The organism is Stutzerimonas azotifigens DSM 17556 (assembly GCF_000425625.1).
GTDB lineage: Bacteria > Pseudomonadota > Gammaproteobacteria > Pseudomonadales > Pseudomonadaceae > Stutzerimonas > Stutzerimonas azotifigens.
In genome coordinates this window covers 15,464-38,029 of sequence record NZ_AUDU01000016.1, presented here as the reverse complement: position 1 = coordinate 38,029, position 22,566 = coordinate 15,464, and the positions used below count along the sequence as shown (strand labels likewise).

At 64.8% G+C, this 22,566-nt stretch carries 20 protein-coding genes; 9 read left to right on the top strand and 11 right to left on the bottom strand.

Going from position 1 to position 22,566, the window contains the following annotated elements:
• The first annotated feature begins 92 nt into the window (after nucleotides 1-92).
• Nucleotides 93-1,646, top strand: coding sequence for a lytic transglycosylase domain-containing protein (locus tag H610_RS0100185; RefSeq protein WP_084166330.1), 1,554 nt, complete (start codon nucleotides 93-95; stop codon nucleotides 1,644-1,646).
• A 3-nt stretch (nucleotides 1,647-1,649) separates the two neighbouring features.
• Here the strand turns inward: H610_RS0100185 and H610_RS0100180 are convergent, their stop codons facing one another.
• The gene (locus tag H610_RS0100180) at nucleotides 1,650-3,095 is read right to left on the bottom strand and encodes an HDOD domain-containing protein (protein WP_152529021.1); all 1,446 of its coding nucleotides are present in this window, start codon (nucleotides 3,093-3,095) and stop codon (nucleotides 1,650-1,652) included.
• A 139-nt stretch (nucleotides 3,096-3,234) separates the two neighbouring features.
• On the opposite strand from H610_RS0100180, the gene H610_RS0100175 reads away from it, so the two are divergent.
• The 6 genes from H610_RS0100175 to fabI are packed head-to-tail and all read left to right on the top strand — an operon-like array spanning nucleotide 3,235 to nucleotide 11,460.
• Nucleotides 3,235-5,064 (top strand): extracellular solute-binding protein, encoded by a 1,830-nt coding sequence (locus H610_RS0100175; protein WP_028237837.1) that lies wholly within the window; start codon nucleotides 3,235-3,237, stop codon nucleotides 5,062-5,064.
• Nucleotides 5,061-6,938 (top strand): extracellular solute-binding protein, encoded by a 1,878-nt coding sequence (locus H610_RS0100170; protein ID WP_051231396.1) that lies wholly within the window; start codon nucleotides 5,061-5,063, stop codon nucleotides 6,936-6,938. Before H610_RS0100175 ends, H610_RS0100170 begins: the two co-directional genes overlap by 4 nt.
• Before the next feature lies 1 nt (nucleotide 6,939).
• Nucleotides 6,940-8,013, top strand: coding sequence for a microcin C ABC transporter permease YejB (locus H610_RS0100165; protein WP_028237835.1), 1,074 nt, complete (start codon nucleotides 6,940-6,942; stop codon nucleotides 8,011-8,013).
• A gap of 1 nt (nucleotide 8,014) precedes the next feature.
• Nucleotides 8,015-9,034, top strand: a complete 1,020-nt coding sequence (locus H610_RS0100160) for an ABC transporter permease (RefSeq protein ID WP_028237834.1) — start codon at nucleotides 8,015-8,017, stop codon at nucleotides 9,032-9,034.
• A gap of 1 nt (nucleotide 9,035) precedes the next feature.
• Nucleotides 9,036-10,685: an ABC transporter ATP-binding protein gene (locus H610_RS0100155; protein WP_028237833.1), complete on the top strand. Its 1,650-nt coding sequence runs from the start codon at nucleotides 9,036-9,038 to the stop codon at nucleotides 10,683-10,685.
• Nucleotides 10,666-11,460: an enoyl-ACP reductase FabI gene (gene fabI / locus H610_RS0100150; RefSeq protein WP_028237832.1), complete on the top strand. Its 795-nt coding sequence runs from the start codon at nucleotides 10,666-10,668 to the stop codon at nucleotides 11,458-11,460. The genes H610_RS0100155 and fabI overlap by 20 nt, the downstream gene beginning before the upstream one ends.
• Before the next feature lie 373 nt (nucleotides 11,461-11,833).
• On the opposite strand, the gene H610_RS0100145 is transcribed toward fabI, so the two are convergent.
• The 7 genes from H610_RS0100145 to H610_RS0100115 form a co-directional block, all read right to left on the bottom strand.
• Nucleotides 11,834-13,693 (bottom strand): SurA N-terminal domain-containing protein, encoded by a 1,860-nt coding sequence (locus H610_RS0100145; protein WP_028237831.1) that lies wholly within the window; start codon nucleotides 13,691-13,693, stop codon nucleotides 11,834-11,836.
• A 204-nt stretch (nucleotides 13,694-13,897) separates the two neighbouring features.
• Nucleotides 13,898-14,170, bottom strand: a complete 273-nt coding sequence (gene hupB / locus H610_RS0100140; RefSeq protein ID WP_028237830.1) for a nucleoid-associated protein HU-beta — start codon at nucleotides 14,168-14,170, stop codon at nucleotides 13,898-13,900.
• A 128-nt stretch (nucleotides 14,171-14,298) separates the two neighbouring features.
• Nucleotides 14,299-16,695, bottom strand: a complete 2,397-nt coding sequence (gene lon, locus H610_RS0100135) for an endopeptidase La (RefSeq protein ID WP_028237829.1) — start codon at nucleotides 16,693-16,695, stop codon at nucleotides 14,299-14,301.
• Between the two features lie 128 nt (nucleotides 16,696-16,823).
• Nucleotides 16,824-18,104, bottom strand: coding sequence for an ATP-dependent Clp protease ATP-binding subunit ClpX (gene clpX / locus H610_RS0100130; RefSeq protein WP_028237828.1), 1,281 nt, complete (start codon nucleotides 18,102-18,104; stop codon nucleotides 16,824-16,826).
• A 98-nt stretch (nucleotides 18,105-18,202) separates the two neighbouring features.
• Nucleotides 18,203-18,841 carry an ATP-dependent Clp endopeptidase proteolytic subunit ClpP gene (gene clpP, locus H610_RS0100125; RefSeq protein ID WP_028237827.1) on the bottom strand — a complete coding sequence of 213 codons (639 nt, stop codon included), beginning with the start codon at nucleotides 18,839-18,841 and terminating at the stop codon, nucleotides 18,203-18,205.
• Between the two features lie 89 nt (nucleotides 18,842-18,930).
• Nucleotides 18,931-20,241: a trigger factor gene (gene tig, locus H610_RS0100120; RefSeq protein WP_028237826.1), complete on the bottom strand. Its 1,311-nt coding sequence runs from the start codon at nucleotides 20,239-20,241 to the stop codon at nucleotides 18,931-18,933.
• Between the two features lie 217 nt (nucleotides 20,242-20,458).
• Nucleotides 20,459-20,656: a PLD nuclease N-terminal domain-containing protein gene (locus H610_RS0100115; protein WP_028237825.1), complete on the bottom strand. Its 198-nt coding sequence runs from the start codon at nucleotides 20,654-20,656 to the stop codon at nucleotides 20,459-20,461.
• A 45-nt stretch (nucleotides 20,657-20,701) separates the two neighbouring features.
• Here H610_RS0100115 and H610_RS26055 point away from each other — a divergent pair, with 45 nt between their 5' ends.
• Nucleotides 20,702-20,830: a hypothetical protein gene (locus H610_RS26055; RefSeq protein WP_256380889.1), complete on the top strand. Its 129-nt coding sequence runs from the start codon at nucleotides 20,702-20,704 to the stop codon at nucleotides 20,828-20,830.
• 229 nt (nucleotides 20,831-21,059) lie between these two features.
• Here the strand turns inward: H610_RS26055 and H610_RS0100105 are convergent, their stop codons facing one another.
• From H610_RS0100105 to H610_RS0100095, 3 genes are read right to left on the bottom strand one after another with little or no spacing between them, the layout of a single operon-like run.
• Nucleotides 21,060-21,266, bottom strand: coding sequence for a hypothetical protein (locus H610_RS0100105; protein ID WP_028237824.1), 207 nt, complete (start codon nucleotides 21,264-21,266; stop codon nucleotides 21,060-21,062).
• 20 nt (nucleotides 21,267-21,286) lie between these two features.
• Complete coding sequence (locus tag H610_RS22965) at nucleotides 21,287-21,586, bottom strand: Txe/YoeB family addiction module toxin (protein WP_408054984.1); 300 nt, start codon at nucleotides 21,584-21,586, stop codon at nucleotides 21,287-21,289.
• The gene (locus H610_RS0100095; RefSeq protein WP_028237822.1) at nucleotides 21,558-21,833 is read right to left on the bottom strand and encodes a type II toxin-antitoxin system Phd/YefM family antitoxin; all 276 of its coding nucleotides are present in this window, start codon (nucleotides 21,831-21,833) and stop codon (nucleotides 21,558-21,560) included. The genes H610_RS22965 and H610_RS0100095 overlap by 29 nt, the downstream gene beginning before the upstream one ends.
• 158 nt (nucleotides 21,834-21,991) lie before the next feature.
• Between H610_RS0100095 and H610_RS25845 the strand changes: the two genes are divergently transcribed.
• A complete protein-coding gene (locus tag H610_RS25845) occupies nucleotides 21,992-22,480 on the top strand; it encodes a site-specific integrase (RefSeq protein WP_028237821.1) in 489 nt (162 codons plus the stop codon).
• Nucleotides 22,481-22,566 lie beyond the last annotated feature (86 nt).

Sequence of the window (22,566 nt, the reverse complement as noted above, 5' to 3'; positions counted from 1 at the left end):
CCAATGCCCAAAAAGGAGGCGTTGCGCTTGACCCTCCCCGGAAGCGATTCCTAGAATCGCCGCACTTCGCACCCAGGGGAACCCCTCAGCCAATGCCGCCAGCCCGAAAGGAACGCCGCGGTCCAGACGCCTTGGCAGCCTCTGGACGGGCCACGGCCCTAGCCCTCTGCATCGCCCTCGCCGGCTGCCAGAGCAACGGAATCCAGGATCAGGCCACGCCCGCGCGCGTCGGCACCCTGGGCAATCAGGTCGAGCAGGAGCCCGAGTGGCTGACCAGCGCGGCCGTGCCCGTGGTCCGTGAAGACGTCTGGGATCGCATGCGCGACGGCTTCGCGCTGCAGGACTACCTGGGCAGCAACCCGCGCATCGAGCAGCAGCGCCTGCTCTACGCCAGCAACCCGTCCAACGTCGAGGTCGCCTGCGAGCGCGGCGCGCCCTACCTGCACTACATCGTCGAGCAGCTCGAAGAGCGCGACATGCCGCTGGAACTGGCGCTGCTTCCGCTGATCGAGAGCTCCTTCAATCCACTCGCCTACTCACGGGCGCACGCGGTCGGGCTCTGGCAGTTCATTCCCTCGACCGGCCTGCACTACAACCTGCGGCAGACCCGCTGGTACGACGGGCGGCGCGACCTGATCGCCTCGACCAACGCGGCGCTGAACTACCTGCAGCGCCTGCACGACATGTTCAACGGCGACTGGCTGCTGGCCCTGGCGGCCTACAACGCCGGCGAAGGCACGGTCAGCCGGGCGATCGAGCGCAACCAGCGCGCCGGGCTGCCGACCGACTACTGGAACCTGCGCCTGCCGAAGGAAACCCAGGACTACGTGCCCAAGCTCCTGGCGGTCTCGCAGATGGTCAACACGCCGGATGCCTACGGCATCTCGCTCGACCCGATCGCCAACGAACCCTATTTCGAAGTCATCCCGCTCAAGCACCGGATGGATCTGGCGCGGGTGGCCAAGCTCGCCGACCTCGACGAGGACGAGCTGTTCCAGCTCAACCCGGCCTTCACTCGCCGCATCACGCTGGACGGCCCCCAGCACCTGCTCGTGCCGCTGGACAAGGCCGAGATGCTCGAGGCCAACCTGGCGCTGATGAAGCCGCAGGACCTGGTGGACTGGCAGGAATATCGCGTGCGCCCCGGCGACAGCCTTGGCGCCATCGCCAACCGCTACAACCTGAGCGTCAACATCATCAAGGACATCAACCGCCTGCGCAGCGACCGGCTGGACATCGGCCAGGTGCTGAGCATCCCGGCGCCGGCCGGGGGCGGCACGACGCAGCAGGCGCTGCATGCGGTCGCGCACAATACCGCCAGCACGCCGCGCACCTACCGGGTGCGCCCGGGCGACAACCTCTGGGACATCGCGCGCAACAACAACGTCACGGTGCGCAACCTGCAGCGCTGGAACCGTCTCTCGGGCAGCAACCTCAAGGTCGGCCAGGCGCTGTTCCTGCAGGGGCCGGGGGTGACCGAGCAAAGCGAGCGGCCGGCGACCTACTACAAGGTCCGCAAAGGCGATTCGCTGTATGCGATCGCCAAGCGCTTCAACGTCGGCCTGAACACCCTTCAGCGCTGGAACCCGGGCAGCGCCGCGACGCTGCAACCGGGCCAGACGCTCACGCTCTACCTGCCCCACTGAGCATCAGCGGGGCTTGCCGAGCGCCTCCAGGCAGCGGCCGGTCAGCTGGGTGAAGCGCTGGAACGCAACGAATTGTTCGTGTTTCAGCGCCCGCCCCGAACACCTCGAGTCGGCGTACAGCACCCCGATCGGACGGCTTCCGGCCATCACCGGCGCGACGAAGAACATTCCCCTTCCCAGCACCTGCCGCATGCCGTCGGTCACCAGATCGTCCAGGCTGTAGCTGGCGGGCACGCCCATCCAGATGGCCTGTCGCTGCCGCAGCACGTAGCTGAAGATGTCCGCCGGGCGCGCGCCCTCCACCGGCAGCCTGAAGCCTTCCATCCAGCCTTGCGTGCCCTCGCCCACCGCGCGGCGCACGCGGAAGCTGGTCTGCCCCTCGGCGAGCACGGCCAGCATCACCCGCTCGAGCCCGACGCCGCGGTGCAACCCGTCCAGCACGCTGTCGAGCACCGGCTCCAGCCCGGCGCCGCCGCTCGCCATCATGCCCAGGTCCTGCAGGGCGCGCTGGGTGAGCGCCGGGTCGGGTTGCAGCAGGCGCGCCTTGCGCTGCTCCTGCTGCACCCGGATCTGGACCAGGTCGGTATGCGGGATCAGGTCGCACAGCCGGCCTGCGCCGAACGTCCTGGCGACGTCGATCGCCTCGTCGGCGCTGGCGAGGATCTGCTGCAGGGCGTCCTCCTCGCTGACGCCGGTGAAAGCCGCGGTTTCCCGCACCAGCGCCTCCATGGCCGGGCAGTCCCAGCCGCCCAGGGCCGCCTGGCTGATCCGCGCACCGAGGCTCACGGCGCGGACGCCGGGGTCCTTGCTGCCTGGGCTGGCAGCCGCCAGGCTGGCGAGATCACCGAGGTTCCAGCTCCTGATGAGCCCCTGGGTCAGTTGGCGGAAGCTGGTGCCCAGCACGCGCTGGGCCGTCGCTTCGCGTTCGCTGCCCGGACGCGCCAGTTCGACCACCAGCTCGTCCGCCTGCTCGCCCCCGCAGCCCCAGATGGCGAGTTCGCCGAGGTCGTGCAGCAAGGCCGCGATGAAGACTTCCTCCTGATCGCGCACCAGCACGTAGCCGGCGATGTTGCGTGCCTGAACCGCGGCATGGAACGAGCGGGCCAGCAGTTCCTGCAACTGCTCGCGGGACGCGCGGGCCAGCAACTGGTCGATCAGGCTGACCGACAGACCGATCAGGCGCACGCTGTCGAAGCCGATCAGCACGATGGCCCGCGAAATCGTCTTGATGTTTTCCTGGGAGGGGTTGTAGTAGCTGCTGTTGGCGACCCGCAGCACCTTGGAGGTCAGGGCCGCGTCGCGCAGCAGCACGTCGGCGAGCTGTCGTACCGAGGCATCGGCTTCCTGGGTCAGGCGGTGAAGGTCGCTTACCACGATGGCCAGCGCGGGCAGTTCGGCTTCGTTCAGCCGCTGAACCCACGCCTGCAGGCCATGACTGCGTTCGCTCAAGATCCAAACCTCACGCCCGACTTCAGGGCGTCTCGACGCCGGCAGTTTGCCTGAGGCCGGCGGCCTTTTTCCAGCGGGTTCAAGCTGATACTGTACCGCCGGTAAACCGACCGCCGCCACGGAGCGGGACCACCGTTTGATGCGACGCCTTTTCCTGCTCCTGACCAGCCTGAGCCTCAGCTTTCCCGCCCTGGCAGCCCTTAGCCAGAGCCATGGATTCGCACAGTTCGGATCGCTCAAATACCCCGCCAGCTTCACCCATTTCGACTGGGTCGACCCCGACGCGCCCAAGGGCGGCACCGTCCGCCTGATGGCCACCGGCACCTTCGACACGCTCAATCCCTATACCTTCAAGGGAACCAGCCCGAGCGGCACGCCGGGCTTTCTCGACTACGGCGTGTCCGAATTCAACGAGCCATTGATGGTCGGCACCGGCCTCTATGACCCGTCCGGCGACGAGCCGGCCTCCAGCTACGGCCTGATCGCCCGCTCGGTGGAATACAGCGACGATCGCAGCTGGGTAGTGTTCAACCTTCGCCCGGAAGCGCGCTTTCACGACGGCAAGCCGATCACGGCCTATGACGTCGCCTTTTCCTACCGCACCCTGGTCGCCGACGGCCACCCGCGCTACCGGACCGACCTGGCCGGGGTCAAGCGCGTCGACATCCTCGACCGCCACCGCATCCGTTTCGTGTTCGATCGCAGCGACAACCCGCTGCTGATCATGCGTCTCGGCGAGCTGCCGGTCCTGCCACAGCACTACTGGCAGGGCCGCGCGTTCGCCGCGACGACCTTCGAACCGCCGCTGGGCAGCGGCCCCTACCGGATCGTCGAGGTGCGCCCCGGACGGCGCATCGTGTTCCAGCGGGTGAAGGACTGGTGGGGCGCCAACCTGCCGGTCAACCGCGGCAAGTACAACTACGACCGCATCGAGGTGGAGTTCTACCGCGACAACACGGTCGCCTTCCAGGCCTTCAAGGCCGGCGAGTTCGACTTCTATATCGAGCACCAGGCGAAGAACTGGGCGACCGGCTACCACTTCCCCGCCGTGCTGCGCGGCGACGTGATCCGTGCCGAGATCCCGCACCAGATCCCCACCCAGACCCAGGCACTGTTCATGAACGGCCGCCGCGCGCCCTTCGGCGACCGGCGCGTGCGCGAGGCGCTCGGCCTGATGTTCGATTTCGAATGGACCAACCGGACCCTCTTCTACGGCGCCTACGAACGCAGCGAGAGCTATTACCCCAACAGCGTGTTCGCCGCCACCGGCAAGCCGGAGGGCCGCGAATGGCTGCTGCTCTCGCCGTACCGCAAGCAGCTGCCCGCCGAACTGTTCGGCGAGCCGTTCCGCCTGCCGGTTACCGACGGCCGCGGCATTCCCCGCGAGACGCTCAGGCGCGCCATGGGGCTGCTCGCCGAAGCCGGCTGGAAGCCGAGCGGGCAGCGCCTGCGCAACGGCCAGGACACCCCGCTGCGCTTCGAGATCCTGCTGGTCAATCCGGGCCTTGAGCGAATCCTGCAGCCTTATACGGAGAACCTGGCCCGCATCGGCATCGAAGCGAACCTGCGGATCGTCGACCGCGCCCAGTACAAGCACCGGCTCGACCAGTACGACTTCGACATGATCCTGATGACGCTGCCGCAGAGCCTGAGCCCCGGGCTGGAGCAGTGGCTGTACTTCCATTCCAGCCAGGTGGACGTCAAGGGCGGGCGCAACTATGCCGGCATACGCAACCCCGTCGTCGACGACCTGCTCGTCACGCTGCTCGCGGCGCAGACCCGCGACGAGCAGGTCGCGGCGGCCAAGGCGATCGATCGGGTGCTGCTGTGGAACCACTACAGCATCCCCAACTGGTACATCGACTACCACCGCATCGCCTATCGCAACCGATTTGCCCATGTCACCACGCCCCCTTATGCGTTAGGGTTGCGCGCGTGGTGGCTGAAGAGCCAGGAGAAGCTTCGATGATCAAGACCCTGCGGACCCCGTTGCCATGGCTGGTGACCGCTCTGCTGGTAGCGTTCGCGACCGCCGCCCAGGCGGCGCCGCAACACGCGCTGACGCTGTACGACGAAAAGCCCAAGTACCCCGCCGACTTCAGCCACTTCGACTACGTCAATCCGCACGCTCCCAAGGGCGGCGTCCTGCGCCAGGCGGGTTTCGGCAGTTTCGACACGCTCAACCCCTTCATCAACAAGGGCGTGTCGGCCGACGACATCGGCCTGGTCTACGACACCCTGACCGTGAACAGCCTGGACGAGCCCTTCAGCGTCTACGGGCTCATCGCCGAGAAGATCGAAAAGGCGCCGGACAATCGCTGGGTTCGCTTTTACCTGCGGCCGGAGGCGCGCTTCCATGACGGTACCCCGATCACCGCCGAGGACGTGGTCTTCACCTTCGACACCCTGATCAGCCAGGGCGCCCCGCAGTACCGCGCCTATTACGCGGACGTCGACCGCGCGGTCGCCGAGGCCCCCAACAAGGTCCGTTTCGATTTCAAGCATGGCGCCAACCGGGAGCTGCCGCTGATCCTCGGGCAACTGCCGGTGCTGCCCAGGCACTGGTGGGCCGAGCGCGATTTCGCCGCCGGCAGCCTCGAACCCCCGCTGGGCAGCGGCCCCTATCGGGTCGAGCGCGTGCAGCCCGGCCGCACGATCCGCTACGCGCGGGTGAAGGACTACTGGGCCAGGGACCTGGCGGTCACCCGCGGCTTCTACAACTTCGACACCCTGGTGTACGACTACTACCGCGACATGACGGTCGCGCTCCAGGCGTTCAAGGCCGGGCAGTTCGATTTCTGGCTCGAGACCAGCGCGAAGAACTGGGCGACCGCCTACGACATCCCCGCGGTGAAGGACGGGCGGATCGTCAAGGAGGAGATCCGCAACCACAATCCCACGGGCATGCAGGGCTTCATCTTCAACATCCGCAAGCCGCTGCTGGCCGATCGCCGGGTGCGCGAGGCCCTGGCCCTGCTGTTCGACTTCGAATGGGCGAACCGCCAGCTGTTCAACGGCGCCTACACCCGCACGCTCAGCTACTTCGACAACTCCGAACTGGCCTCGCGCGGCATGCCCGGCCCCGAGGAGCTGAAACTGCTCGAGCCGCTGCGCGGCAAGATTCCCGACGAAGTCTTCGAGAAGCCCTTCTCCCTGCCGGTGACCGAGGCCAACGGCATCATCCGCGAGCAGCAGCGCCAGGCCTACAAGCTGCTGCTCGACGCCGGCTGGAAGATCGAGAACGACCACATGGTCGACGCCCAGGGCAAACCGGTGAAGCTCGAGTTCCTGCTGGTGCAGGCCGACTTCGAGCGCGTACTGCTTCCGTACAAGCGCAACCTGGCCGACCTCGGCATCGAGCTGGAGATCCGCCGGGTCGACGTCTCGCAGTACATCAACCGGCTGCGCTCGCGCGACTACGACATGATCGTCGGCGGCTTCGGCCAGTCCAGCTCGCCGGGCAACGAGCAGCGCGAGTACTGGCACTCGTCCAGCGCCGACAACCCGGGCAGCCGCAACTTCATCGGCCTGCGCGACCCGGCGATCGACACCCTGGTCGAACAACTGATCGGCGCCGACTCGCGCGAGGAACTGGTGACCCGCACCCGCGCGCTCGACCGCGTGCTGCTCTGGGGCCACTACGTGGTGCCGAACTGGCACATCAAGACCTGGCGGGTCGCCTACTGGAGCCACCTGCAGCACCCGCAGACCACGCCGGAGCACGACCTCGGCCTGATGACCTGGTGGCGCCAGCCCGACAAGCCGATGCCGACCATCGATCCGGCCTTCGACCCGGAAGACGCGCCCGCAACCGACGGCGACCAGCCGGCCACGGAGCAGTGACATGCTGGCGTACATCCTTCGTCGCCTGTTGCTGATCGTGCCGACCCTGTTCGGCATCCTGCTGATCAACTTCATCATCATCCAGGCCGCACCGGGCGGTCCGGTGGAGCAGGCCATCGCCAAGCTCGAGGGCTTCGAGGGCGCCACCAGCCGCATTGCCGGCGGTGGCTCCGAAGTCTCCGCCGCCGGCTCCAGCTACCGCGGCGCCCAGGGCCTGGACCCCGACCTGATCGCCGAGATCGAGCGGCTGTACGGGTTCGACAAGCCCGCGCCCGAGCGCTTCTGGATCATGCTCAGCAACTACGCCAAGTTCGACTTCGGCGAGAGCTTCTTCCGCGACGCCAAGGTGACCGAGCTGATCATCGAGAAGATGCCGGTCTCCATCTCGCTGGGGCTCTGGAGCACGCTGATCATGTACCTGGTGTCGATCCCGCTGGGGATCGCCAAGGCGACCCGGCACGGCAGCCGGTTCGACGTCTGGACCAGCTCGGTGATCGTGGTCGGCTACGCCATCCCGGCCTTTCTGTTCGCCATCCTGCTGATCGTGCTGTTCGCCGGCGGCAGCTACTGGAACTGGTTCCCGCTGCGCGGGCTGACCTCGAACAACTTCGACGAGCTGACGCTGGGAGGCAAGATCATCGATTACTTCTGGCACCTGGTGCTGCCGGTAACGGCGCTGGTGATCGGCAACTTCGCCACCCTCACCCTGCTGACGAAGAACAGCTTCCTCGACGAGATCAACAAGCAGTACGTGGTGACCGCCCGCGCCAAGGGGCTGTCGCGCAACCGCGTGCTCTACGGCCACGTCTTCCGCAACGCCATGCTGATCATCATCGCCGGCTTCCCCTCGGCCTTCATCGGCATGTTCTTCACCGGTTCGCTGCTGATCGAGGTGATCTTCTCCCTCGACGGGCTCGGCCTGCTGAGTTTCGAGGCCGCGGTGAACCGCGACTATCCGGTGGTGTTCGGCACGCTGTTCCTCTTCACTCTGCTCGGCCTGCTGGTCAAGCTCATCGGGGACCTGACCTACACCTTCGTCGATCCGCGCATCGACTTCGAAAGCAGGGAGGTCTGAGATGCGTCTGTCCCCCCTGAATCAGCGCCGCTTCGCCCTGTTCAAGGCCAACCGGCGCGGCTGGTGGTCGCTCTGGCTGTTTCTTGCGCTCTTCGTGCTGACGCTCGGCGCCGAACTCATCGCCAACGACAAGCCGATCGTGGTGCACGTGAATGGCGAGTGGTACTTCCCGGTGCTCAAGCGCTACCCGGAAACCACCTTCGGCGGCGAATTCCCCCTGCAGACCAACTACAAGAGCCCCTACATCCAGGAGCTGATCGCCGCACAGGGCGGCTGGATGCTCTGGCCGCCGATCCCCTTCGACTATTCGAGCATCAACTACGACCTGCAGGTGCCGGCGCCCGCCCCGCCGTCCTGGCAGAACTGGCTGGGCACCGACGACCAGGGCCGCGACGTGCTCGCCCGGGTCATCTACGGCTTCCGCATCTCGGTGCTGTTCGCCCTCACGCTGACCGTGCTGAGCTCGATCATCGGAGTGATCGCCGGTGCGCTGCAGGGGTTCTACGGCGGCTGGGTGGACCTGCTCGGCCAGCGGCTGCTGGAAATCTGGTCCGGTCTACCGGTGCTCTACCTGCTGATCATCCTGGCCAGCTTCGTGCAGCCGAATTTCTGGTGGCTGCTGGGCATCATGCTGCTGTTCTCATGGATGAGCCTGGTCGACGTGGTGCGCGCCGAATTCCTCCGCGGGCGCAACCTCGAGTACGTGCGCGCCGCGCGCGCGCTGGGCATGCGCAACAGCGCCATCATGTTCCGCCACATCCTGCCGAACGCCATGGTCTCGACCATGACCTTCATGCCCTTCATTCTCACCGGGGCGATCGGCACCCTCACGGCGCTGGACTTCCTCGGCTTCGGCCTGCCGCCAGGCGCCCCCTCGCTGGGCGAGCTGGTGGCGCAGGGCAAGGCCAACCTCCAGGCGCCCTGGCTGGGGATCACCGCCTTCCTGGTGCTGGCGCTGATGCTGACGCTGCTGGTGTTCATAGGCGAAGCGGCGCGCGACGCCTTCGACCCGAGGAAGTGACATGACGGCGAACCTCATCGAAATACGGGACCTGGCCGTCGAATTCAGCCACGGCGACAGCAGCCAGCGAGTGGTGCACGAGGTCAGCTTCGACATCCCGCGCGGCGAAACCCTCGCCCTGGTCGGCGAAAGCGGCTCCGGCAAGTCCGTCACCGCCCACTCGATCCTGCGCCTGCTGCCCTACCCGCTGGCGCGCCATCCCTCCGGCCGGATCCTCTACGACGGCCAGGACCTGCTGGCGGCGAACGAGAAACGCATGCGCCAGATCCGCGGCAACCGGATCGCCATGGTCTTCCAGGAGCCGATGACCTCGCTCAACCCGCTGCATACCGTCGGCAAGCAGATCGGCGAAGTGCTCGCCCTGCACAAGGGCATGCGCGGCAAGGCGGCGAACCAAAGGACGCTCGAACTGCTCGAGCTGGTCGGCATCCCGGAGCCGCACACGCGCATCCGCGCCCTCCCCCACGAGCTGTCCGGCGGCCAGCGCCAGCGCGTGATGATCGCCATGGCGCTGGCCAACGAGCCCGAGCTGCTGATCGCCGACGAGCCGACCACGGCGCTGGACGTCACCGTCCAGCTGAAGATCCTCGAGCTGCTCAAGGAACTGCAGGCGCGCCTCGGCATGGCGATACTGCTGATCAGCCACGACCTGAACCTGGTGCGGCGGATCGCGCACCGGGTATGTGTCATGCAGAGCGGTCGCGTCGTCGAACAGGCGTCCTGCGACGAACTGTTCCGCTCGCCGCAGCATCCGTACACCCGCGAACTGCTCGCCGCCGAACCGAGTGGCGAGCCGGTCGCTGTGCCGGAATCGACGACGCCCTTGCTCGAGGTCGAAGACCTGCGCGTGTGGTTCCCGATCAAGAAGGGACTGCTGCGCCACACCGTCGACCACGTCAAGGCCGTCGACGGCGTAAGCTTCGTCCTTCCGCAGGGCCAGACGCTCGGAGTCGTCGGCGAGAGCGGCTCGGGCAAGTCGACGCTGGGGCTGGCCCTGCTCAGGCTGCTGTCGAGCCAGGGTGCGATCCGCTTCAGGGGGCAGGCGCTGGACGGCATGAGCCAGGCCGGCGTCCGCCCGCTGCGGCGGCAGATGCAGGTGGTGTTCCAGGATCCGTACGGGAGCCTGAGCCCACGCATGTCGGTCGGCCAGATCGTCAGCGAGGGACTGCACATCCACCGGCAGGGAAGTGCCGCGGAGCAGGAACAGGCCGTCATAGATGCACTCACGGAGGTGGGGCTGGATCCGGAGACCCGGCACCGCTATCCGCATGAGTTTTCCGGCGGCCAACGGCAGCGCATCGCCATCGCGCGTGCGCTGGTGTTGAAGCCGGCGCTGATTCTTCTGGACGAGCCGACATCCGCGCTCGACCGGACGGTTCAGCGTCAGGTGGTGGAGCTCCTGCGCAACCTGCAGGCGAAGTACGACCTGACGTACCTGTTCATCAGCCATGACCTGGCGGTGGTACGGGCGCTGAGCCATCAGCTGATGGTGATGAAGCAGGGAAAGATCGTGGAACAGGGGCCGGCGGAGGACATTTTCGCCAGACCGCAACATCCATACACGCAGCAGTTGCTGGAGGCCGCTTTCCTGGCGCCGGCATCTGCCGAACAAGCAGAAGAGGAACAAGCACATGGGTTTTCTCACCGGTAAGCGCGCGCTGATCGTCGGCGTGGCCAGCAAGCTGTCGATCGCCTCCGGCATTGCCGCCGCGATGCATCGCGAAGGCGCCGAACTGGCATTCACCTATCAGAACGACAAGCTCAAGGGCCGCGTCGAGGAATTCGCCGCCAGCTGGGGGTCGAGCGCCGACCTGTGCTTCCCCTGCGACGTGGCGAACGACGACGAGATCGCCAAAGTGTTCGAGGCGCTGGAGCAGAAGTGGGACGGGCTGGACATCATCGTCCACTCGGTCGGCTACGCCCCGGGCGACCAGCTGGACGGCGACTTTACCGAGGTGACCACGCGGGAGGGCTTCCGCATCGCCCACGACATCAGCGCCTACAGCCTGGTGGCACTGGCCAAGGCCGGCCGCCCGATGATGCAGGGCCGCAACGGCAGTATCCTGACCCTGTCCTACCTGGGCGCCGAGCGCACCATGCCCAACTACAACGTCATGGGCATGGCCAAGGCCAGCCTCGAAGCAGGCGTTCGCTACCTCGCCGGCAGCCTCGGCCCGGAAGGCACCCGCGTCAACGCCGTGTCTGCCGGCCCGATCCGCACCCTGGCAGCCTCGGGCATCAAGAGCTTCCGCAAGATGCTGGCCGCCAACGAGCGCCAGACCCCCCTGCGCCGCAACGTGACCATCGAAGAAGTCGGCAACGCCGGCGCCTTCCTCTGTTCCGACCTGGCCTCGGGTATCAGCGGCGAGATCCTCTACGTCGACGGCGGCTTCAACACCACCGCCATGGGCGCGCTCGAAGACTGATCCTCCCGCGCCGCCTGCGCCCCTTCCCACTGGCAAGGAGGCGTAGGCGGCAACCGCCGGCATCGCCGGCGCGTCGCCCCTCCGCAGGGACAGCCTCTGCCTGCGACCTGGCCATGCGAAGATCGCGGTCAAGACCCCCCACGCAGGAGCGAGGGGGGACGCCCAGTCCTTGCTCACGAATCCTTCCTAATCCGCCCCCGCTGGCTCGGGTCCGAATGCTCGGCACGCTCCTGTGGGAACGGTCTCGACCGCGAATGGATGCCTGTAGGCTCGGCTCATGACGCCAACTCTCGGCATTTTTCTTGGCAGAACCTGCAAGCATGAAAAAACCCGCCAAGGCGGGTTTATTCATGTCAGGCGATCGGGCTGCTGATCACTCACGCTCGATCTTGGCTTGGGCCTGCAGCCACTCGCGATAGGCGGAGAAGTCCTGCTGCCCGGCACGGGAAGCGAGGAACCGGCGATATTCCTGCAGCTCCTGCTCGGAGAGTTCGTCCTGGGGGACACCGACGCCGTGCAGCTCGAGCACCACGTAGTCTCCGTTGGCCAGCGACACCCCCTGGTAGGTCGGCTGCTCGCCGTCAGGCTTGGGCATGCGGAACACGGCCTGCAGCACCATCGGGTCGATGCCTTCCTGATTGCGGGTCGCTGCCTCGGTACGAGCCCAGGCCTCGGGACCGGTCTTGTCCTCTCCTGCCCGCAGGCTTGCCAGCAGCGCCTCGCCCTCCTTGCGTGCCTGCTCCGCGGCCTTTTCGCCGCGCAGCTGCTGGGCGATCCGCTCGCGAACCTCCTCCAGCGGCAGTATCTCCGGCTGGATATGCTCCTTGACGCGGACCACCACGGCGGTGTCCGGGTCCAGCTCGATGACGTTGCTGTTGGCGCCATCGCCGAGTACCTCGTCGCTGAACGCCGCCTGGATCACCTGGCGGTTGGAGGCGATCCCTTCGCCGCCTTCACGACCGAAGGCCGGTGTGGTCTGCACTTGCAGCCCGAGTTCCTGGGCCGGCTGCGCGAGATCCGCGGCTTCGAAGGCGCTGTCCTCTAGCTGCTTGGTCAGCTCGACGAAGCGCTGCTCGACCCGCTGCGACTTGAGTTCGCGCTCGAGTTCCGGCCTCAGGCTCTCGAAGGTCGGCACTTCCGGCGCCCGCACGTCGAGCAGCTTGATCAGGTGCCAACCGAACTCGCTGCGCACCGGCTCGGACACCTGCCCCTTTTCCAGTGCGTAGAGGGCATCCTCGAACGCCTCGTCGTACACGCCGGGACCGGCGAACCCCAGATCCCCGCCCTGGCTGGCGGAACCCGGGTCTTCCGAGGCCTCCTGGGCCAGCGCGGCGAAGTCCTCGCCCTGCCCCACCCGCTGCGCCAGCGCGTCGATACGGGCCTTGGCGGCCTGGTCGTCGGTGTCGTCGTCCACTTCCACCAGGATATGGGCCGCGCGCCGCTGCTCCGCCAGGTTGGCGATATGCGTCTGGTAAAGCCCCTGTAGCGCCTGCTCGTCGAGTTCGATCTGATCGAACAGGTCTTCCTTGTTGAGCTCAACGTATTCGAGCACCACCTGCTCGGGGGAGCGGAACTGCTCGCGATTGGCCTCGTAGTAGCTCCCGATCTCCGCCTCATCCACGCTCACGGCCTCGAGCGAGGCCGGGATAGTGCGGCTGGAATAGTCGCGCGTCTGGCGCTCGAGCTCGGCGAACTGGCGGACCTGCTGGTCGGTCACGAAGGCCGTACCCGCGATGCCGGCACGCAGCTGGGCGATGAGCATCTCCTGCTCCAGCAGCTCGCGGAACTGCATGCGGGTATAGCCCATCTGCTGCAGCACCTGATCGAAGCGGGCCGCTTCGAACCGGCCGTCGACCTGGAATTCGGGCGTTTGCAGGATCAGTTGGTCGAGCGCCTGATCGGAGAACGCGAAGTCCGCACCCCTGGCAGCCTGAAGCAGCAGCATGCGCTCGATCAGGCCGGACAGCGCCGACTGACGGAGCATGCCGTCGTTCAGCAGGGAGGGATCGAAACTGTTGCCGAGCTGCTGTGCGAGCTGACGCCGCTGCATGTTGACCGCCTGGTCCAGCTCGGTTTGGGAAATCTCTTCGCCGTTGACCTCGGCGACGGTGCCACGATTGGCGGCGGCATTGAAGATGGCGTCGAAGCCCGTCAGTGCGAGCAGCATGATGATGACGCCGATAATCGTCTTGGCGATCCAGCCTTGGGAATTGTCCCTGATGTTCTGAAGCATGCGTCCCCCAGGAATCGCTGCGCATAGCCACCGCAGCACGGGTGGGTTGCAGATACAGATAAGAGAAAAGGCGCATCCGGGGATGCGCCTTCTCGGGGCCTCGAAGCGGTTTGCCTGTCCCCCACGCCACCGGCGTAACAGGATCGATCGTTAGACGAACCGCTTCCCGGCTTCTGCCAGGGCGCTCGGCCGCTGGCCGAACGCTTAGTTGACCGCGTCCTTGAGTGCCTTGCCGGCCTTGAAGCCCGGAATCTTGGCTGCTTCGATGCTGATCGGCTTGCCGGTCTGCGGGTTGCGGCCGGTACGTGCTGCACGCTCCTTGACGGCGAAGGTACCGAAACCAACCAGTACTACCGAGTCGCCAGCCTTCAGGGCACCCGTAACGGATTCGATTACTGCATCCAGCGCACGGCCAGCAACAGCTTTCGGGATATCAGCAGATGCAGCAATCGCATCGATCAGTTCCGATTTGTTCACTCTTGGTCCCCTTATTCCTGTTGAGTCATTTCTTAATTTGTGTAAGCAAAGCGGTGCTGGAGTGGCACTGACACAAAGGGCCGATTTATATCAAGGGCCTTAAAAATGTGTCAAGGAAGCCTCCCCGGCTAATGCGTGCTGATTCGCTCCTTGGAATCAGGCTCGCGCGTATCATCCTTTGCAACCATGTCGGGAGCCGCGTCTGGCAAGGGCTCCGGCGCGTATTGCAGCGCAATTTGCAGGACCTCGTCAATCCACTTGACCGGCCGAATTTGCAGGTCTTGCTTAATATTTTCAGGAATTTCTCTCAGGTCACGTTTGTTCTCTTCCGGAATTATCACGGTCTTGATTCCGCCGCGATGAGCAGCCAACAATTTTTCTTTCAGGCCGCCAATCGCCAGTACCTGGCCACGCAGGGTGATTTCGCCGGTCATCGCGACGTCGGCGCGAACCGGAATCTGGGTCATCGCCGAGACCAGCGCGGTGCACATGCCGATGCCGGCGCTCGGGCCATCCTTCGGCGTCGCGCCTTCGGGCACGTGGATGTGGATGTCATGCTTCTCGTGGAAATCCGGCGCGATGCCGAGGCTCGCCGCACGGCTACGCACCACGGTCAGCGCCGCGGTGATCGACTCGCCCATGACGTCGCCCAGCGACCCGGTCTTGATCAGGCGCCCCTTGCCCGGAACGGCAGCCGACTCGATGGTCAGCAGTTCGCCGCCGACCTGCGTCCAGGCCAGCCCGGAGACCTGGCCGATCTGGTCCTGCTGCTCGGCCAGGCCATAGCGGAACTTGCGTACGCCCAGCAGATGCTCCAGTGAGTCCGGCGAGACGGTGACCTGGACCGACTTCTTCGCCACATGCTCCTTCACCACCTTGCGGCAGACCTTGGCAATCTGCCGCTCGAGGCTGCGCACGCCGGCCTCGCGGGTGTAGTAGCGGATGATGTCGCGCAGCGCCTCTTCCTCGATCGTCAGCTCGCCCTTCTTCAGCCCGTTGGCCTGGGTCTGCTTGGGGACCAGGTAGCGCAGGGCGATGTTGACCTTCTCGTCCTCGGTGTAGCCGGGCAGGCGGATGACCTCCATGCGGTCCAGCAGTGGCGCCGGGATGTTCATGGAGTTCGCGGTGCACAGGAACATCACGTCCGAGAGGTCGTAGTCGACCTCCAGGTAGTGGTCATTGAAGTTGTGGTTCTGCTCCGGGTCCAGCACCTCGAGCAGGGCCGAGGCCGGATCGCCACGCATGTCGCTGCCCATCTTGTCGATCTCGTCGAGCAGGAACAGTGGATTGCGCACACTAACCTTGGTCATCTTCTGAATCAGGCGGCCGGGCATCGAACCGATGTAGGTCCGCCGGTGGCCGCGGATCTCCGCTTCGTCACGCACCCCGCCGAGGGCCATGCGCACGAACTTGCGGTTGGTCGAGCGGGCGATGGATTCGGCCAGCGAAGTCTTGCCGACCCCGGGCGGCCCGACCAGGCAGAGAACCGGGCCCTTGAGCTTCTTCACGCGCTTCTGCACGGCGAGGTACTCGAGGATGCGCTCCTTGACCTCCTCCAACCCGTAGTGGTCGGCGTCGAGGACCTCCTCGGCCTTGGCCAGGTTCAGGCGGACCTTGCTCGCCTGCTTCCAGGGCACGTTCACCAGCCAGTCGATGTAGGAGCGCACGACGGTCGCCTCGGCCGACATCGGCGACATCTGCTTGAGCTTGTTCAGCTCGGCCATGGCCTTGGCGTGGGCGTCCTTGCTGAGACCGGCGTTCTCGATGCGCTTCTTGAGGTCGTCGATCTCGTTGTGACCCTCGTCGATGTCGCCCAGCTCCTTCTGGATCGCCTTCATCTGCTCGTTGAGGTAGTACTCGCGCTGGCTGCGCTCCATCTGCTTCTTCACGCGGCCGCGGATGCGCTTCTCGACCTGCAGCAGGTCGATCTCGGCGTCGAGCAGGGCCAGTACATGCTCGACCCGCGCCGGCAACTCGGTGATTTCGAGGATTTCCTGCTTCTGCTCGATCTTCAGCGCCATGTGCGCCGCCATGGTGTCCACCAGGCGGCTGGGTTCGTCGATGCTGGTCAGCGACGACAGCACCTCGGCCGGCACCTTCTTGCCGAGCTGCACGTATTGTTCGAACTGGCTCAGCAGGCTGCGCACGAATACTTCGGCCTCGCGATCGCTGACCTCGGCCTCGTCGATCAGGCTGACGCGCGCGCGGCAGTGCTCGTCCGCCTCGAAGAAGCGCTCGATGCGGCCACGCTGCTCGCCCTCCACCAGGACCTTCACGGTGCCGTCAGGAAGCTTGAGCAATTGCAGGACGGTGGCTACGGTACCGACCCGGTAGAGCGCCTCCTCGCCCGGATCGTCGTCGCCGGGGTTCTTCTGCGCCAGCAGCAGGATCTGCTTGTCGCCTGCCATGGCCGCCTCGAGCGCCTCGATGGACTTCTCACGCCCAACGAACAGCGGTATCACCATGTGCGGGTAAACCACGACGTCACGCAGCGGCAAAAGGGGCAATTCGATGGTTGCTTTCATAAATATCAGCTCTACGGCGGCCTGCCGGCCGTGATCGGAGGGAACAGCCTCTGGTTAAGATGAGGGCGCCCCCTGTAAAAAACAAGAACATCCATGAACGACAAAGGGGCCCGGAGGCCCCTTTTCCCTTACGCCTCGGGCGCTGCCTTGGCGGGTGGTTCGGCATTCTCGTAAATCAGCAGCGGCTTGGACGCGCCGTCGATCACACTCTCGTCGATGACCACCTTGCTGACGTCCTTCTGCGAAGGGATGTCGTACATGGTGTCGAGCAGTACGCCTTCGAGGATCGAGCGCAGCCCGCGGGCACCGGTCTTGCGCTCCAGCGCGCGACGGGCGACGGCCTTGAGCGCGTCCGGACGGAATTCCAGATCCACGCCTTCGAGTTCGAACAGCTTGCCGTACTGCTTGGTCAGCGCGTTCTTCGGCTCGGTCAGGATCTGGATCAGCGCCGGCTCGTCCAGTTCGTCCAGCGTCGCGATCACCGGCAGACGACCGACGAACTCCGGAATCAGGCCGAATTTGACCAGATCGTCAGGCTCCACCGCACGCAGCGCCTCCCCTACCTTCTTGCCCGGGTCCTTGCTACGCACCTCGGCGTTGAAGCCGATGCCGCCCTTGGTCGCGCGGTTCTGGATCACCTTTTCCAGGCCGGCGAAGGCGCCGCCGCAGATGAACAGAATGTTGCGCGTATCGACCTGCAGGAATTCCTGCTGCGGGTGCTTGCGCCCGCCCTGTGGCGGAACCGAGGCCACGGTGCCTTCGATCAGCTTGAGCAGCGCCTGCTGGACGCCCTCGCCCGACACGTCGCGGGTGATGGAAGGGTTGTCCGACTTGCGCGAGATCTTGTCGATCTCGTCGATGTAGACGATGCCCATCTGGGCTTTCTCGACATCGTAGTCGCACTTCTGCAGCAGCTTCTGGATGATGTTTTCCACATCCTCGCCGACGTAGCCCGCCTCGGTGAGCGTGGTGGCGTCAGCGATGGTGAAGGGTACGTTGAGCAGGCGTGCCAGGGTTTCAGCCAGCAACGTCTTGCCCGAGCCGGTCGGCCCGATCAGCAGGATGTTGCTCTTGCCGAGCTCGACATCGTCCTTCTTGTCACGCTGGTTCAGGCGCTTGTAGTGGTTGTACACCGCTACCGCCAGGATCTTCTTGGCGCGTTCCTGACCGATGACGTACTGGTCGAGAATGCCGCTGATCTCCTTAGGCGCAGGTAATTTGTGCGCGTTGCTCTCGGTCTGCGCTTCCTGCACCTCCTCGCGGATGATGTCGTTGCACAGGTCGACGCATTCGTCGCAGATGAAGACCGAGGGACCGGCAATCAATTTGCGCACTTCATGCTGGCTCTTGCCGCAAAAAGAGCAATAAAGCAGTTTGCCGGAGTCCTCGCCGTTGCGGGTATCAGTCATTCAATCAATCCAATCGGGAAGGCTTGGAAAACAAGATGAAGGCAATCGTGGGCTTTTTCAAGCCCACGGCCGAGCCGGACATCGCCGGCGGGGGGCGATCAGACGGCCAGTTGGCGACGGGTCAGGACCTGGTCGATGAGGCCGTATTCGACGGCCTGCTCACCGCTCATGAAGTTGTCGCGGTCGGTGTCGCGTGCGATGACGTCCAGCGGCTGGCCGGTGTGCTCGGCCAGCACCTTGTTCAGTCGTTCGCGGATCGTCAGGATCTCGCGGGCGTGGATTTCGATGTCCGAGGCCTGCCCCTGGAAGCCGCCGAGCGGCTGGTGGATCATCATCCGCGAATGCGGCAGGCAGAAACGCTTGCCGGCCGCACCGCCCGCCAGCAACAGAGCGCCCATGCTGCAGGCCTGCCCTACGCAGATGGTGGAGACGTCGGGCTTGATGAACTGCATGGTGTCGTAGATCGACATGCCCGCAGTCACCGAGCCGCCCGGCGAGTTGATGTACAGGTGGATGTCCTTCTCCGGGTTCTCCGCCTCGAGGAACAGCAGCTGGGCCACGATCAGGTTGGCCATGTAGTCCTCGACCTGGCCGACCATGAAGATCACCCGCTCCTTGAGCAGGCGCGAGTAGATGTCGTAGGCACGTTCGCCGCGAGCGGACTGCTCGATCACCATCGGGACGAGGCCGCCGGCAGCCTGGATGTCGGGTGCTTGCATCAAAGAATTGCGGGACATGTTCCTGCGTTACTCCCTTTGTCATGCCTCAAACACATAAGCCAGCACGAGGCTGGCTTATGTTTGTGCGCTCGAATTGTAGAGACCTGTCAGCCCGCTTGCTGGGCTTCCGCAGGTTTGACGGCTTCTTCGTAGGGGACCTGCTTGTCGGTCACCTTCGCCTGCTGCAGCACAGTATCTACAACTTGCTCTTCGAGCACAACCGAACGGACTTCGTTCAACTGCTCGTCGTTCTTGTAGTACCAGGCCACCACCTGCTCGGGTTCCTGATAGGCGGAAGCCATCTCCTCGATCAGCTCGCGTACGCGCGCTTCGTCCGGCTTGAGCTCGTGCTGCTTGACCACCTCGGCGACGATCAGCCCCAGCACCACGCGGCGCTTGGCCTGCTCGGTGAAGAGCTCGGCCGGCAGCTGGTCGGGGTTGATGTTGCCGCCGAATTGCTGAACGGCCTGACGACGCAGACGATCGACCTCGTTGCCGATCAGCGCCTGGGGCACCTCGATCGGGTTGGTGGCGATCAGCCCGTCCATGACCTGGTTCTTGACCTTGGACTTGATGGCCTGGCGCAGCTCGCGCTCCATGTTCTTCTTCACTTCGGCGCGGAAGCCTTCGAGGCCCCCTTCCTGGACGCCGAACTGGGCGAAGAAGGCGTCGTCCAGCTCGGGCAGCTGAGGCGCGGCGACGCTGTTGACGGTCACGGTGAACTCGGCGGTCTTGCCGGCCAGCTCGAGGTTCTGGTAGTCCTCGGGGAAGGTCGGGTTGATGACGCGCTCTTCACCGGCCTTGGCGCCCACCAGGGCGTCCTCGAAGCCGGGGATCATGCGACCGGAGCCAAGCACCAGCTGGGTGCCCTTGGCCGAACCGCCAGCGAAGGCTTCGCCGTCGATCTTGCCGACGAAATCGATGTTCAGCTGGTCACCGTTCTCGGCGGCGCGCTCGACGGCCTCGTAGCGGGTGTTCTGCTTGCGCAGGATGTCGAGCATGTTGTCGACGTCCGCGTCGGTCACTTCCGACTGCAGGCGCTCGATCTCGATGCCGTCGAAGCCGGCGACGGTGAACTCGGGGAACACCTCGAAGGTGGCAACGTACTCGAGGTCCTTGCCCTTCTCGAACACCTTCGGCTCCACCGAGGGGGCGCCGGCCGGGTTGAGCTTCTCGGCCACCACGGCCTCGTAGAAGGTCGCCTGGATCAGGTCGCCCAACGCTTCCTGACGCGCAGCGGCTTCGTAGCGCTGGCGGATGACGCTCATCGGTACCTTGCCAGGACGGAAGCCCGGAATCTTCGCACGACTGGCAGTCTGCTGCAGACGCTTGTTGACTTCGTTCTCGATGCGCTCGGCCGGTACGCCGATGGTCATGCGGCGCTCGAGAGCGGAGGTGCTTTCAACAGAAACTTGCATGGGTCTTCCTCGTTGCACAGACATAAGCCGGCATTCCGGCCGCAAAGTGGGCATGCATTCTAGTGGGTCGATTGAAAGAAGTCACCCTGCCCAGGTTGCACGCGAAGGACAGCCCCCGGCCGGGTGCGCGGTCGCGGGAGGACACCATGCGGCACGCCCGCGGACTGCGACGGGGCAGCCGGCGCCCCTATATAAGGAAGCGCGGCGTCACGCGCCGTCAGCGACGCGTGCGCCGCACCCCGACGAGGAACCAGAACACCAGGCCCAACACCGGAAACAGCGATATGCCGATCGCCCAGAGCGCCTTGCTTCCCACGCTCCGTTCGCTCTTGAACACGCTCACGATGGCCAGCAGGTCGAGCACGATGACGGCCGCCGCCGCGGCGATCATTGAATAGGTCAGCGAATCGGACATGATGCCTCCCGAAGCGGAGTCGTTTCGCCTCGACTCCTTCTGCCCATGCTAGCGCCTGGATTCGAACGAAAGCGCTATGCCGATCGCCAGCCCCACGCCAATGCCCATCACGACGTTGTCGGCGAGCGCCCCGATGACGACTCCGATCGCCAGCCCGGCGCCTACCCCAAGTGATTTTCGGTTTCTCATTACGCAAGAGTAGACCTTGCACCCCGCTTGCCCGCCCGGCGACAACATTTCATCGGCAAGCGGGAATGAACCGCCAAGCCGGTCGCCCCGCCGCAAGGCCTGGTACGACGACCAGGACGTAGAGCATGAAAGGTCGGACAAGAGAGCCCTTGAGTCAGGACTTGAGGAGGTCGGAGACACCCTCGGGCAGCCCCATCACGATGGCTGATAGCTATTACCCTGCAAGGCCCTTTGCTAGCTTGCCAAGCTGTTGCGCCTGGCCGGATGCTTCCTTAAAGCAGCTCAGCTGCGCCTGACCATCCAAGCGCAAGCACGAGAAGACTTTTGTTTCAACGGACTGCTTCGCACTCAGCAGTTGGCAGGACAGACCGCCCACTCCGATGGAGAAGGCGGTGAGCACGATCGGTATAGCTTTCAGCATCAGGATTCCTCGACGATCTGTCAGTAGTGGTAGCGACAGGCCACTACATAGACCATCTCATCCTCCGGCAAGTACACCAAGCGGTGTTCCTTAGTGATCCGGCGGGACCAGAACCCCGTAAGGTCACCGGACAGCGGCTCCGGCTTGCCCGTGCCCTTGAAGGGATTCCGATAACACTCCTCGAGCAGATTGTTGATCTCCTCGACGATCTTCATGTCTTCCTGCTGCCACGAGAGGTAGTCCTCCCAAGCAATGTCCGTCCAGGCTACACGGGCAGTTTTCGCGCGAACCTTATTGCCTTGTTTCTTCTTGCTCATCAGTCGGTAGATCCCGAACTCGGGCCTTACCGGCTCGCAGCTGAGCGATGGACTCGGCTAAACGGCTGGCATTCTTCGGCGAGCTCAGCAGGTGCATCGTTTCCTGCATGCTGTTGAAGTCACTGAGCGACAGCAACACTACGTGGTCCCCGCCGGTGCGGGTCACCACTGTAGGTGCGTGGTCGCGACAGACGTCGTCCATCGTCTGCTTCAAGCTGGCTCGGGCCTGGCTAAAAGTCAGAATATTCATGGTGGCACTCTAATCTGGGTGGGTGTCTGCCGGGCATCCATGCCCCGGCTTCCGCTTCGTTGGACGGACAAATAGTACAACATCCTGTACCATTTTCAACCAAAGCTTGCGCCGTTTCTTGCTAGGGCCTGGCGAATCCTTGTTCGGCGCCGTTACGCTTGTGCTCTCTGAAGAGATTTGCCATAGATACACAGGCGATCATCAACTTCATCGGCGGCGCCATCGGCCTGCTGGCGCTGGGCGGGCTGGTGATGACCCAAATGCCGAAGGCGTGGCAGACCACTGATGGCTGGCGGCTCGAGCCTGGCCGGCATGGTATGCCACCACTCGGTACCGTCCGGCCGCTTGACGGAACGCTCCGAGCCCCTCGGGATCTCGATCAAGCATGCCCTGCATGGGCGTATGACGAGCGCGAGACGGGCGATCATTTCAGGCCGCGCGAGCAGCTCGGCTCGATCCATTCCGCAAAGCTGGACGAAGAGAGGATGACAGCCCTCTGTCGATCGAACGGTGAACGCTCGGCCAGCATTCGGGCCGGGTTTGCCAAGGCATGTGAAAAGGCGGGGATATCGGACTTCCTGATCCACGACCTACGCCATACCTGCGCGGCTCATCTGATCAGCGCGGGGTGCCGCTCACCGAGGTGAGGGACCTGCCGGGGCACAGCACCATCATGATGACCGAGCGCTATGCCCACTGGCCCCAGCGAGGGTCCGAGATGCGGTCGCGATTC